The 13,435-nt window shown below is 41.5% G+C and carries 11 protein-coding genes and 2 pseudogenes; 12 read left to right on the top strand and 1 reads right to left on the bottom strand.

The genetic code is table 11. The features are described from left to right. Position 1 precedes the first annotated feature (1 nt). The 12 genes and pseudogenes from LLY41_RS15545 (at position 2) to ftsZ (ending at position 11,949) form a co-directional block, all read left to right on the top strand. Positions 2 to 451, top strand: a complete 450-nt coding sequence (locus LLY41_RS15545) for a hypothetical protein (RefSeq protein ID WP_095242274.1) — start codon at positions 2 to 4, stop codon at positions 449 to 451. Between the two features lie 2 nt (positions 452 to 453). Beyond that, positions 454 to 1,428 (top strand): phospho-N-acetylmuramoyl-pentapeptide-transferase, encoded by a 975-nt coding sequence (gene mraY, locus LLY41_RS15540; RefSeq protein WP_304585811.1) that lies wholly within the window; start codon positions 454 to 456, stop codon positions 1,426 to 1,428. Then, on the top strand, positions 1,429 to 2,781 hold the full coding sequence (gene murD, locus LLY41_RS15535; RefSeq protein ID WP_304585810.1) for a UDP-N-acetylmuramoyl-L-alanine--D-glutamate ligase: 1,353 nt from the start codon (positions 1,429 to 1,431) through the stop codon (positions 2,779 to 2,781). It begins immediately after the preceding gene. Positions 2,782 to 2,951: 170 nt separating this feature from the next. Further along, positions 2,952 to 4,052 (top strand): stage V sporulation protein E, encoded by a 1,101-nt coding sequence (gene spoVE / locus LLY41_RS15530; protein WP_048007890.1) that lies wholly within the window; start codon positions 2,952 to 2,954, stop codon positions 4,050 to 4,052. Between the two features lie 284 nt (positions 4,053 to 4,336). Beyond that, on the top strand, positions 4,337 to 5,440 hold the full coding sequence (murG, locus tag LLY41_RS15525) for an undecaprenyldiphospho-muramoylpentapeptide beta-N-acetylglucosaminyltransferase (protein WP_095242277.1): 1,104 nt from the start codon (positions 4,337 to 4,339) through the stop codon (positions 5,438 to 5,440). 66 nt (positions 5,441 to 5,506) lie between these two features. Then, a complete protein-coding gene (murB, locus tag LLY41_RS15520) occupies positions 5,507 to 6,415 on the top strand; it encodes a UDP-N-acetylmuramate dehydrogenase (protein WP_095242278.1) in 909 nt (302 codons plus the stop codon). Between the two features lie 192 nt (positions 6,416 to 6,607). Then, positions 6,608 to 7,398: pseudogene (locus tag LLY41_RS15515) on the top strand (cell division protein FtsQ/DivIB). Beyond that, entirely contained in the window at positions 7,346 to 8,077 is a 732-nt protein-coding gene (locus tag LLY41_RS15510) for a DUF881 domain-containing protein (RefSeq protein WP_095242279.1), read from the top strand. The pseudogene LLY41_RS15515 and the gene LLY41_RS15510 overlap by 53 nt, the downstream one beginning before the upstream one ends. 69 nt (positions 8,078 to 8,146) lie before the next feature. Then, on the top strand, positions 8,147 to 8,878 hold the full coding sequence (locus LLY41_RS15505) for a DUF881 domain-containing protein (protein WP_304585809.1): 732 nt from the start codon (positions 8,147 to 8,149) through the stop codon (positions 8,876 to 8,878). Then, positions 8,878 to 9,246 carry a small basic family protein gene (locus LLY41_RS15500; protein WP_019381715.1) on the top strand — a complete coding sequence of 123 codons (369 nt, stop codon included), beginning with the start codon at positions 8,878 to 8,880 and terminating at the stop codon, positions 9,244 to 9,246. Before LLY41_RS15505 ends, LLY41_RS15500 begins: the two co-directional genes overlap by 1 nt. 123 nt (positions 9,247 to 9,369) lie before the next feature. Beyond that, positions 9,370 to 10,655: pseudogene (gene ftsA / locus LLY41_RS15495) on the top strand (cell division protein FtsA). Between the two features lie 148 nt (positions 10,656 to 10,803). Further along, entirely contained in the window at positions 10,804 to 11,949 is a 1,146-nt protein-coding gene (gene ftsZ / locus LLY41_RS15490; protein ID WP_095242282.1) for a cell division protein FtsZ, read from the top strand. 118 nt (positions 11,950 to 12,067) lie between these two features. Here ftsZ and hmpA read toward each other — a convergent pair whose 3' ends face one another. Further along, a complete protein-coding gene (hmpA, locus tag LLY41_RS15485; protein WP_304585808.1) occupies positions 12,068 to 13,297 on the bottom strand; it encodes an NO-inducible flavohemoprotein in 1,230 nt (409 codons plus the stop codon). Positions 13,298 to 13,435 lie beyond the last annotated feature (138 nt).

Here is a 13,435-nt window from a genome sequence, read left to right as displayed (position 1 = left end):
AATGTATTTGACGTATCAGGATTTAGCGGAATTGTTTCCGGCAGTCAAAGGAATAAAGGATCATGAGCTGGAATTTCATACCGTGGCATCGTCCTCTTCTGACCTGCAGCCAAAAGGAATTTATATTCCTTTCGGGGAAGACGGAAATCTGAAGGAAGCTATTGAAAGAGGGGCTGTTGCTGCAATCTGGAATAAGAATGCCGAAACGCCGTCATACACCCCGAATCATTTCCCTATTTTTTATACTAACGACTTAACGAAAGGCTTAAAGGATATCATGGAATTATATATTAATAAATTAAGTAAAGCAGAAGAAAAGATGAACACAACTAATTTCCTTATTTCGGATGAAGAAAGTCTTAAAGAAAAAGAAACAACATATGATATTGCTGTAATGGCTGCAAGATTAGCGGAAACTGCGGGTAATGCCAAACGCGAAAGGAGGGGATAAGTATGATGGAGCAAGTTATTTTTTTCACAATATTGGCAGGTTTTTTAATTACGGTATTGCTGTCTCCCATATTTATTCCCTTCCTGAGAAGGTTAAAATTTGGGCAAAGCATCCGTGAAGAAGGCCCGAAATCCCATATGAAGAAGACAGGTACTCCGACAATGGGCGGAATTATGATTCTTCTATCCGTCACGGTGACCACTTTATTTATGACCGGTAAATTTTCACAGCCTGCAGTAGAAACATATTTGCTGCTTCTGGTTACCCTGGGGTTTGGACTCCTCGGTTTTCTGGATGATTTTATTAAAGTGGTATTGAAGCGTAATTTAGGCCTGACTTCAAAACAGAAGCTTCTGGGCCAGATTATTATTTCCGTGATTTTTTATTTTGTTTATAAGCAGAATGACTTATCAACAGAAGTACATATTCCACTGACAGATATTTCGGTTGATTTGGGCTGGGGATATGTTTTATTTATTATTTTCTGGCTGGTCGGATTCTCGAATGCTGTCAATCTGACAGATGGACTTGATGGACTTGTTTCCGGGACGGCCGCAATCGCTTTTGGAGCATTTGCAGTACTGGCCTGGAATCAATCCCAATTTGAAGTATCCATTTTTTCTGTAGCAGTAGTTGGAGCAGTATTGGGTTTCCTTGTCTTTAACGCCCATCCTGCAAAAGTGTTTATGGGAGACACAGGTTCACTGGCTCTTGGGGGTGCTATTGCGACCATAGCCATCCTGACAAAGCTTGAAATCATCCTGATTATTATCGGCGGGGTTTTTGTTATTGAAACAGTATCTGTTATTCTGCAGGTTGCCTCTTTTAAAACCACCGGCAGACGGATTTTTCGCATGAGCCCGCTTCACCATCATTATGAATTGGTAGGCTGGTCTGAATGGCGGGTTGTTGTTACGTTCTGGACGGTTGGGTTATTGTTTGCAATCTTAGGAATTTATATTGAGGTGTGGGTGTAAGTGAAAGAAATAAATCGCTATCGACATAAGAAAATATTAGTATTGGGACTGGCGAAAAGCGGAGTGAGTGCAGCTTCCCTTTTACATAAGCTAGGAGCATTTGTGACTGTCAATGATTATAAGCCGCTTGCAGAGAATCCTGAAGCACAAGGACTGCTTGAGCAGGGGATTACGGTTATATGCGGTGGGCATCCCATTGAACTCCTTGAAGAGGGGTTTGAGCTGATCGTAAAAAATCCCGGTATACCATATCATAATCCAATGATAAAAGGAGCCCTTGAAAAGGGCATACCGGTTATTACAGAAGTGGAGCTTGCCTATCAGGTTTCTGAAGCTCCTTTTATTGCGATTACTGGCACAAACGGAAAAACGACAACCACAACACTTGTTTTTGAAATGCTTCAGGAAGGGAGCAAGATGCCGCTGATCGCTGGAAACATTGGTACAGTAGCTTCCGAAGTTGCCCAGGATGCCGCGGAAGAAAACAATATCGTGATTGAGCTTTCATCGTTTCAGCTGATGGGCATTCGGGATTTCAGGCCGAGAATTGCCATTTTGACCAATTTATATGATGCCCATTTGGATTACCATGGCACAAGAGAAGAATACCATGCAGCCAAAGCAAACATTACGATGAATCAGACTGAACAGGATTATTTCATTGTAAATGCCGACCAGGATAAAGTATTGGAAGCGGCTGCCCGCTCAAAGGCTCAGATCATTCCTTTTTCGACTTCCAAAGTGCTGTCTGAAGGTGCATATGTGAAAGATGGCTGGATTTATTTTAATGATGAACAAGTGATCGAAAGAAAAGATGTTTCATTGCCAGGGGAGCACAACTTAGAGAATATCCTGTCCTCAGTGGCAGCTGCCAAGCTGACAGGAATCGGGAATGAAGCCATCAGGCGGGTTCTGGGTTCGTTTACAGGTGTAAAGCATCGCCTGCAATATGTTGGGGAATATCAAAACAGGAAATTTTATAATGATTCTAAAGCAACGAACATCCTTGCAACGAAGAATGCGGTCGCAGCATTTGATCAGCCTGTTCTTCTTCTAGCAGGAGGTCTTGACCGCGGAAATAGCTTTGATGAACTCATCCCATCTCTTAAAAAGGTAAAGGCTCTGGTAACCTTTGGACAAACTGCTGAAAAGATTGAAAAAGCAGCAATGGAAGCGGGAATAAAAACAATTGAGCGTGTCGATAATGTTGAAAACGCCGTACCTGCAGCCTTCAAGCTTTCGGAGCCGGGAGATGTGATTCTTCTTTCTCCTGCCTGTGCAAGCTGGGACCAATATAAAACTTTTGAGGTTCGGGGAGACATGTTTATAGATGCGGTGCATAAACTTAGTTAAGGGCTTGTCTGCGGGACTAAGAAACTTTCAGCAAAGGCATTGAACTTCCTCGCGTGGCATTTAGAGCTTTAAATAGATACAAAAGACTGCCGGAAAGCGGATAAGCTTATTTTGGCAGGGCATATTGTTCTATTTTGACAGCCCTAAAACTTGCATTCGAGGTGTTTTCGTTGCCGGCTAAAAAAACCACTCCCGATTTTATATTAATGATCGTCACCTTAACGCTGCTTGCTGTAGGATTGACTATGGTATACAGTGCCAGTGCAATTTGGGCGGATTATAAATTTGACGATTCTTTCTTTTTTGCGAAAAGGCAAATGCTTTTTGCCGGAGTTGGAATTATTGCGATGTTTTTTATTATGAATGTGGATTATTGGACCTGGAGAACTTGGGCAAAAGTGTTAATCATCATCTGTTTTGTGCTTTTGCTTCTGGTGCTGGTTCCGGGTGTAGGAAACGTGAGAAACGGTTCGAGGAGCTGGATTGGCGTTGGTGCATTTTCCATACAGCCTTCGGAGTTTATGAAGCTTGCCATGATTGTGTTTATGGCAAAATTCCTCTCCGAAAAACAAAAGCTGATCACTTCTTTCCGAAAAGGCCTTGTACCATCTTTAGGGCTGGTGTTTTTAGCATTTGGATTAATTATGCTGCAGCCTGATTTAGGGACAGGAACTGTAATGGTGGGGACCTGTGTTGTCATGATTTTCATTGCAGGGGCCAGAATCAGCCACTTTGTCTGGTTTGCCGCTGCGGGTCTGGCCGGATTTGTGGCACTGGTTCTGTCAGCCCCTTACAGAATAAAGAGGATAACATCCTTTCTTGACCCATGGGAGGATCCGCTGGGCAGCGGTTTCCAGATTATCCAATCCTTATATGCAATTGGGCCTGGAGGGCTGTTTGGCCTTGGTCTGGGACAGAGCAGACAAAAGTTTTTCTATCTTCCTGAACCGCAGACAGATTTTATTTTTGCCATTTTAGCTGAGGAGCTTGGGTTTATTGGCGGATCTTTTGTCATATTGTTATTTGCCCTTCTTTTATGGCGAGGCATCCGCATTGCTCTTGGTGCCCCTGATTTATATGGGAGTTTTTTGGCTGTTGGGATTATAGCCATGGTCGCTATACAGGTAATGATCAACATAGGGGTTGTAACAGGTCTGATGCCTGTTACGGGAATCACGCTTCCATTTCTGAGCTACGGGGGATCTTCCCTGACACTGATGCTAATGGCTATAGGGGTTCTGCTTAATATTAGCAGATATGCAAGGTACTAGCGCATTAATAACATGCATTTTAGGAAACCCTGTGAAGCAGGGTTTCTTTTTTGGAAGCAACAACAAATCCGGCACGTGGAATTATCAAACTTCTTTGCAATTTTGCACTTTATTACATTTCTTTAACATTATGATGTTCGTTCCTATCTATTTGTTTTGAATATAGTAGAATAGGGAATTGAGGGGGAGTGTTTGCACTCCAACGCGCTGTTGGCCTTCATAATTATTTACCGAGGGCTTACAAAGGAATACTATAGATTATTACTCTTTTATGAGGTGAAAGAATGAAAATTGCTGTTAGCGGCGGAGGAACTGGCGGTCATATATATCCGGCACTTGCGCTTATAAGACAAATTCAGAAAGAACATAAGGATGCTGAATTTTTATATATTGGAACTGAAAAAGGGCTTGAAAACACGATTGTGAATCGTGAAAATATCCCTTTTAAATCAATACATATAACCGGTTTTAAAAGAAAAATCTCTCTGGATAATGTGAAAACTGTTTTAAGGTTCCTGAAAGGCGTTCGTGACAGCAAAAAGATGCTTAAGGAATTTAAGGCGGATGTTGTTATCGGAACAGGCGGATATGTATGCGGACCTGTGGTATATGCTGCTTCCAAGCTTGGGGTCCCAACCATTATTCATGAGCAAAACAGCGTCCCTGGATTAACCAATAAATTCTTAAGCAGGTATGTAGATAAAATTGCAGTTTGTTTTGAAGAAGCAAAGGCCTTTTTTCCGGAAACTAAAACCGTCATGACAGGGAACCCGCGTGCATCAGAGGTTTTGGGACAGGATGGAATCAGGGGAAGGCTGTCTGCAGGATTAAAGACAGGTGTTCCTGCTGTGTTAATTTTTGGCGGCAGCAGAGGAGCAAGACCAATAAATGATGCAGTATTAAAAACACTGGCTGAGCTTGGTGAAAAGCCATATCAGGTTCTTTATATAACAGGTGATGTGCATTATGATGATGTACAAAAAGAAGTAGAACTCGTTGGGAATCCTGAAAACGTGATAATCAAACCATTTATTCACAATATGCCAGAAGTGCTGGCCGGAGCCAGCCTTGTCGTATCACGTGCAGGAGCCACTACATTGGCAGAAATAACTTCTTTAGGCATACCAAGCATATTAATCCCAAGCCCATATGTTACAAATAACCACCAGGAGAAAAATGCAAGGGCGCTTAGTGACCATGGTGCTGCAGAGCTGTTGCTTGAAAAAGAGTTAACAGGCAAAAAGCTTATTGATAGCATTGACCGAATTATACTCAATAAAGATAAAATGGATAGCATGAAGGAAGCTTCAAGAAAGCTGGGAATCCGCGATGCATCAAATAGACTTTACAAATTAATGGCAGAATTGGTTTCAGGCAGCGGGAAGTAGCCCTGTATCGTAAATTTGCATAGAATAAATAAATTTAGGTTGGAATCAATAGAAAGGGAGGTAAATATGGACGAATTTATCAGCAAACTTAAAGAATTAAACATTGGAACAATCAAAGAAAATGAACCAATGGCTAATCATACAACAATGAAGATTGGCGGTCCCGCCGATGTGTTTATTGAGCCTTCTTCCATAGAAAACCTGGCAAAAGCGATGGAATTGATCCGTCAATTTGAATTGAACTGGAGAGCGATTGGAAGAGGATCGAATCTGCTCGTATCTGATGGCGGCATAGAAGGCGTGGTCATTAAATTAGGCCGCGGGATGGACCACATGGATGTTAAGGGAACGGAGCTGAGAGCTGGCGGCGGTTATTCTTTAGTAGCTCTATCCACCATAATCAGCAAAAAAGGCTTGTCAGGACTTGAGTTTGCCAGCGGGATTCCCGGGTCGGTAGGCGGAGCAGTTTATATGAACGCAGGTGCTCACGGTTCAGATATTTCACAAATTCTGACAAAGGCACATGTTCTTTTTGAAGATGGGAAGATGGGCTGGCTCACAAATGAAGAAATGGAATTTTCTTATAGAACCTCCGTTCTTCAAAAGAAGCGTCCAGGAATTGTTCTTGAGGCTGTTTTTCAGCTTACAGAGGGAGACCGGGAAAAAATATCCTCCGCAATGCAAAAGAATAAGGATTACAGGAAGGAAACACAGCCGTGGAACTTTCCTTGTGCAGGCAGTATTTTCCGTAACCCGCTCCCTGAATATGCCGGTCAGCTCATTGAGAAAGCCGGCTTGAAAGGCCACTCCATTGGAGGAGCTCAAATTTCCAATATGCATGGGAATTTCATCGTGAATGCGGGAGATGCAAAAGCGGAAGATGTCCTGGCGCTTATTCAGCATATTAAGGATACAATCTTTGATATGTACGGAGTAAAAATGGAGACAGAAGTGGAAATAATCGGTCGAAAGTAACGGGAAATAATACCTCACAGATACCATTTATTGTGATATAATGATTAATTAGATAACAGTGTATGCAGTGTTAACGGCATGTGTCACATGCCGTTCTCTTCCCTAATTTTTTGGTTGCATAAATTGTGCTGGACAAGCCATTTGATTAATTTAATATATTGTCCTTGCGCTTTTCTTGATGGGGTGATAAATGTGGAGAAAAGTAAGGTTGTCTCGCTTGAGGATCGAATCCCGAAGCTTAAGCAGCAAAGAAAAAAGAAAGCCAACAGAAGACTGATCTTTTTGCTGCTGCTTTTTTTCTCGCTGATTGTTTTAGTTATCTACTTTCAATCGCCCTTAAGTCATATTAAACAAATTAAAGTATCCGGCAATTCAATTTATGATAAAGAAGAAATTATCCAAATCAGCGGTGTTACTGAAAAAACAAATATTTGGAAGGTTGATGAAGAGGGTATGGAGGGTAAGCTTAAAGAGCTGCCTGAAATAAAATCTTCAACTGTTAAGATTCAGCTGCCTAGCACAATAATTATACAGGTAGATGAATTAAAGCGCATTGCCTACATAGCGAAAGAGAAGCACTACCTTCCTGTTATGGAGAATGGGAGCATATTAAAGGATGAAAAAGCCGCAGAGATCCCTGTTAACGCACCAATCCTAAATGGCTTTTCTGAGGGTGACATCCTTGATATGATGATCGGAGAACTGGAAACACTGCCCGAAGAGGTATTAAATTCAATTTCGGAAGTCCACCACTCTCCAAAAAAGACAGATTCCAATCATATTACTTTGTATATGAATGATGGTTTTGAAGTCAGCGCTACACTAAGAAGTTTTTCAGAAAAAATGGCACACTACCCTTCTATCATAAGCCAGCTGGATCCCGAAAAAAGGGAGTCATTGACTTGGAAGTAGGCTCTTATTTTAAAGCTTATGAAAAAGAGGGAGCTGAAGAGATTGAAGAAGAAAATGAAGGTGAAGGGTAATCATGTAATATTCTCCCTGGTCTTTCTCGTGCTGGGTTACATGATGGCTTTTTCCTATCACCTTACACAGGGAGAAGAAGAAAAGCCGGCATTAAGCGGGAAGCAATGGGAAAGAGACCTGGAGCTCCGTAATCAGCTTGTTGAGCTGGAGGAAAAAAACAGAGCTCTTCAAAAAGAATTACATCAAAAGCAGGAAAACGTTCTTGATATTGAAAAGGAGCTATCACAGGAAGCGCAGGTTTATTTTAATCTAGCCGAGGATGCTGAGAAGTACAGGATGCATCTGGGGAAAGTTAAAGTAAAGGGCCAGGGTGTTGAAGTTACTCTTGCAGATGGCGATTATGATCCTGATGAAGATAACATTAATAATTATATTGTACATGAACACCATGTCTTTAAAGTAATTAATGAGCTCTATATTTCCGGTGCCTCCGCAGTTGCCATAAACGGGCAGAGGCTTTCTCACAGTTCATATATTGTATGCAATGGGCCTGTGATAGAAGTAGACGGCTATCAGCACCCTGCCCCTTTTGTCATTACTGCTATTGGTGATGCCGAAGTTCTTTCTTCAGCCCTGAATCTGACAGGCGGAGTGAAAGATACATTGGTAGATGAAAACATCCAATTCACTTTAGAGGAAAAGGGCGAAATTATCATTGAACCATTACTGGGTTCGTAAAGCCAAACCAGCATTCGTATAAAATTTGTCCACAGAATAATTTATTCGGGAAAGCAAGGTGGAATTAAAGTGGACAGCAAAAAGAAGTTCAGCTTTACTTTTATAACAGTTGTAATTGGCTTTATGATTGCCATACAGTTTCAAACAGTTAAGGAACCTGTTGTCCGGGATACAAGAGACACTTGGGAGCTTAGAGCTGACATCCTTAAAGAAAAGGAACTGCAATTAAAACTTTTGCGTGAAATCAGTTCAAACGAAGAAAAAATTGCCCAATATGAAACAAAGCGCAAGCAAAGCAAAGAACAAGTGCTTCGTGAGACGCTCGAGGAATTAAAAATGGAAGCCGGATTAAGTGAAGTGTCTGGACCTGGCATAATCTTAACCATAGAACCCGTACATGAAGAACTGCTCCTGGGCAAGCAGGCTGATTCTGTTTCCCCTGATTTACTTAAGCGGCTGGTCAACGAGTTAAACATGTATGATGCCATGCACATATCCATTGGAGGCAGAAGGGTCATCAACACTACCGTCATAAGGGACATTAACAGGGAGACCATGATAGACGGATATGCCTTAAAATCCCTGCCTATTGAAGTGAAAGTAATCACTGAGAATTTTCAATCTGCAGAGAAGCTCTTTAACCGCATGCAGGTATCGAAATCTGCAGAAGAATTCTTTATTGACAATCTCCGGGTAAAGGTGGAAAAGTCTGCAGAGCCAATTACTGTTCCTGCATATGATGAGACATTGAGAATCAGATATATGGAGCCTGTGAAACCTGATGAAGGAGGCAAATCATAATGTGGCTTCCCGTTTTAGGATTGATCATAGGTGTGATACTTGGACTTATGACAGATATAAAAGTGCCGGATGAATACTCGAATTATCTGTCCATCGCTGTTCTTGCTGCATTGGATACTCTATTTGGCGGCATTCGGGCGCAGCTTCAAAACATTTATGATGAAAAAGTTTTCGTTTCCGGTTTCTTTTTTAACATCCTGCTGGCAGCAAGTTTAGCTTTTCTGGGTGTGCATCTTGGTGTAGACTTGTATTTAGCAGCAGTATTTGCTTTTGGGGTCAGGCTATTCCAGAATATTGCAGTCATCAGAAGAATATTGATTGCAAAATGGTCTCAAAACAGAGAAAAAACAGAAAAAAATGATATTTAAAAAAGGGAAAATATTAGTTTTGACGAATAATTTTATAGATAAACTAACTTATTAAAACAAATAACAGCAAAAAATGATTGTTGTTCAATATTCGGAATAGCAAAAAAAAGGAGGTGCCAGAGAATGAACAGCAATGAAATATATGTTAGTCTTGACATCGGTACATCCAGTGTGAAAGTAATCATTGGGGAAATGGTCAATGACACTTTAAATATTATTGGTGTTGGCAATGTACATTCAGAGGGTCTGCGCAAGGGCTCTATTGTTGATATAGACGAAACAGTTCATTCTATTAAAAAGGCAATCGAACAGGCTGAGAGAATGATAGGTATGGAAATAAAAAATGTGATTGTGGGAATAACAGGCAATCATGTTATGCTTCAGCCATCCCATGGTGTTGTCGCGGTCTCGAGTGAAAATAGGGAAATAACAGACGAAGATGTTGCTAGAGTTATAGATGCGGCACAAGTTGTATCGATCCCGCCGGAAAGGGATATCATTGATGTCATTCCAAAACAGTTTATTGTCGACGGATTGGACGAGATCAGTGATCCCCGAGGAATGATTGGTGTGCGTCTGGAAATGGAAGGCACCATTATTACCGGATCAAAAACGATCTTACATAACACTCTGCGGTGTGTGGAACGCGCTGGCCTTGAAATCATGGATATTACACTTCAGCCTCTGGCGGCAGGTGCATTCGCATTATCCAAGGATGAGAAAAATCTTGGAGTTGCACTTGTTGATATTGGGGGCGGCTCCACAACCATTGCCATATTCGAAAATGGTTATTTAAAAGCAACCAGTGTCCTTCCTGTAGGTGGAGACCACATTACAAAAGACTTATCAATCGGGCTCCGTACTTCTACAGAAGATGCAGAAAAAATTAAAACAAAGTATGGCTATGCTTTCTATGATCATGCATCTGAAGATGAGGTATTCAGTGTGCCCATCATCGGAAGCGATCAGCATCAGCAATTTAATCAGCTGGAAATTTCAGATATTATTGAAGCGCGAATGGAAGAGATTTTTGATCTTATCCAGCACGAAGTGAAACGTCTGGGTGCAAAAGATCTTCCTGGCGGCTATGTATTATCTGGGGGGTTGCGAACACTCAGGGGATCCTTGAACTGGCACAGGATGTTTTCCAGAACAGAGTCCGCATTGCCATTCCAGATTATATTGGAGTAAGGGAACCGCAGTACACAACTGCTGTTGGATTGATTAAGTTCGCATATAAGAATGCTAAAATACAGGGCAGAAAAATGGAGCAGCCAGTGACTGTCCCTGAAGCAAAAGATAACCGAGTGCAAAAACCGCAACCGCAACCGAAAACAAAGCCGGAAAAACAGCCGGAAGAAAAGATCACATCAAGAGTTAAAAAGTTCCTCGGATACTTTTTCGAATAACTTGATTTGATTCGCAAGGGTTAGGGAAACGGAATCGAAAGCCAAACGGCGGATAGAAAAAGCACTGCAGCCCCATTATGGGAGTGCGTTAAAAAGCGAATCAAATAAGGGTGTTCTTAGGAATGTCGACGAATTAGGAGGATAAGTCATGTTGGAATTTGATACAAATTTGGATTCATTAGCAACTATAAAAGTCATCGGCGTTGGAGGCGGCGGTAACAATGCAGTAAACAGAATGATTGAGCATGGTGTTCAAGGGGTCGAGTTTATTGCAGTTAACACGGATGCACAGGCGCTGAATTTATCAAAAGCAGAAGTGAAAATGCAAATCGGAGGCAAGCTTACAAGGGGACTTGGGGCTGGTGCCAACCCTGAGGTAGGCAAAAAAGCAGCAGAAGAAAGTAAAGAGCAGGTAGAAGAAGCTCTTAAAGGTGCGGATATGGTATTCGTTACTGCTGGTATGGGAGGAGGAACTGGAACAGGAGCGGCGCCAGTCATTGCCCAGATCGCACGCGATTTAGGAGCTCTTACTGTTGGTGTCGTTACACGTCCATTCACCTTTGAAGGCCGCAAGCGTTCCACTCAGGCAGCCGGCGGAATTGCTGCTATGAAGGAAGCGGTTGATACGCTGATCGTCATTCCAAATGACAGGCTATTAGAAATCGTTGATAAAAGCACTCCAATGCTTGAAGCATTCCGCGAAGCGGATAATGTTCTTCGCCAGGGTGTTCAGGGTATTTCCGATTTAATCGCTGTCCCGGGATTAATTAACCTTGACTTTGCAGATGTGAAAACAATCATGTCAAATAAAGGTTCAGCCTTAATGGGAATTGGTGTTGCTGCAGGAGAAAACCGTGCAGCAGAAGCCGCGAAAAAAGCGATTTCATCTCCTTTACTTGAGACATCCATTGATGGAGCACAAGGCGTCTTAATGAATATTACCGGCGGGTCGAATCTAAGCCTTTATGAAGTACAGGAGGCTGCTGACATTGTTGCTTCGGCATCAGATCAGGACGTAAATATGATCTTCGGTTCCGTTATAAATGAAAATCTTAAAGATGAGATCGTCGTGACGGTCATTGCAACGGGATTTAATGAAGAAGTGATCCAGCCTAAGCCCACGAGGCCATCATTCGGCCAGCCTAAATCTGCTCCAAATATGGGAAGTAGTATGAAGCGTGAGCCAAAGAGAGAGGAAGCTCAACAGGAAACTGTAAGAAGCAGCCAATCTCATCAGCCGGAAGAAACGTTGGATATCCCGACGTTCCTGCGTAATCGCAACCGCAGAAGATAATATATGAATGAAAAAACACCTGGAATCAGCCTCGATTCCAGGTGTTTTTTACAGTTGTCATAAATGTTTTTTCACATTAAAGCATGGCTCAAAATAATGAGCCATGCTTATAACATTTTTAAACTGATTGAGTTTCCTTTAATTGCATTGATGGACCGAAGAATTCATAGTGGATATTTTCCTTTTTAAAACCAGCATCAAGTAATGCTTCATACATAGCCTGCATGAAAGGAACTGGACCGCACATATAAACCATACTTTCTTTATTTGGCACGATTGTTTTTAACCACTCAGAAGTAATATAGCCTTCTTTGCTGTAGACTTTTTCGGTTTTATCTTTTTCTGTTGGCTTTTCATAGCAGAAATATGTTTTAACTAATGGATTATTCTTTTCAATCTCCTGAACTTCGCCGGTAAAGGCATGTACATTTCCATTAAGTGCAGCATGTACAAAAATAGTTTCATGATTTACTCCTGTTGCATCAAGATGACGCAACATGCTGTGCATTGGTGTAATGCCTACCCCGCCGCTAAGCAGAACCAGAGGCTTATCCACATTCTCCAGAACAAATTCTCCAGCAGGAGCACTAATATCTATTTGATCGCCTTCGTTAAGATCATTATGAAGATAGTTGGAAACCTTTCCGTCCGGCTTTTCCGAGAAGCCTTCTTCTTTCTTTACAGAAATCCGGTAATAAGTCTTTTCCGGGGAATCAGACAGGCTGTATTGGCGGATTTGTGTGTATTCTTCGCCAGGAATCGTTAATTTTACACTAATATATTGACCAGGAAGGTAAGTGGAAATATTTCCTCCATCAGCCGGTGTAAAGTAGAAGGATGTAACCACATCACTTTCTTTCACCTTTTTGGCCACAGTGAAAGTTCTGAAGTCATCCCAGCCTCCTGGCTTATTTGATGTATCCTCATAAAGATTTTTTTCCAATCCGATGAATGCATCAGATATCACACCATATGCTTTAACCCACGCCTCAATAATTTCTTCAGTTGCAGCCTCTTGCAGTACTTCCTTAATTGCAAGAATTAAGTGCTCTCCCACAATTGGATAATGTTCAGGTTTAATCCCCAATGATCTGTGTTTATGTGCGATTTGTGTGACAACCGGAATAATAGCCTCGAGATTATCGATATATTTTGCAGCCGCATATACTGAGTTGGCAAGTGCTCTTTGCTGACGGCCCTGTTTTTGATTTGCGTGATTGAAAATGTTCAGCAGTTCAGGGTGATTTGTAAACAATAGTTTATAGAAGGTTTTCGTAATATCTTCACCGTGTTTTTCAAGTACAGGTACGGTGCTTTTAATAATTTCAATTGTTTTTGTGTCTAACATATCAGCAAAACTCCTTTTTAATATTTTCACTGTCATTATAGTTGATAATGAAAACAAAAAATGTGATATAAATCACACCCAGTGAAAATAGGAGAGGCAATGAATAGAAAAATAATGACAAAATCCGTTGGGAATAGG

This window comes from Cytobacillus firmus (genome assembly GCF_023612095.1).
Taxonomy (GTDB): Bacteria; Bacillota; Bacilli; order Bacillales; family Cytobacillaceae; genus Cytobacillus.
Note: the sequence above shows the minus strand (reverse complement) of the source record. Positions and strands in the feature narration are given on the sequence as shown.

Bases quoted from the DNA above. Each gene is read 5' to 3' on its own strand.
- LLY41_RS15545 (WP_095242274.1), top strand. From the start codon at position 2: ATGTATTTGACGTATCAGGATTTAGCGGAATTGTTTCCGGCAGTCAAA.
- mraY (WP_304585811.1), top strand. From the start codon at position 454: ATGATGGAGCAAGTTATTTTTTTCACAATATTGGCAGGTTTTTTAATT.
- murG (WP_095242277.1), top strand. From the start codon at position 4,337: ATGAAAATTGCTGTTAGCGGCGGAGGAACTGGCGGTCATATATATCCG.
- murB (WP_095242278.1), top strand. From the start codon at position 5,507: ATGGACGAATTTATCAGCAAACTTAAAGAATTAAACATTGGAACAATC.
- LLY41_RS15510 (WP_095242279.1), top strand. From the start codon at position 7,346: ATGAAAAAGAGGGAGCTGAAGAGATTGAAGAAGAAAATGAAGGTGAAG.
- LLY41_RS15500 (WP_019381715.1), top strand. From the start codon at position 8,878: ATGTGGCTTCCCGTTTTAGGATTGATCATAGGTGTGATACTTGGACTT.
- ftsZ (WP_095242282.1), top strand. From the start codon at position 10,804: ATGTTGGAATTTGATACAAATTTGGATTCATTAGCAACTATAAAAGTC.
- hmpA (WP_304585808.1), bottom strand. From the start codon at position 13,297: ATGTTAGACACAAAAACAATTGAAATTATTAAAAGCACCGTACCTGTA.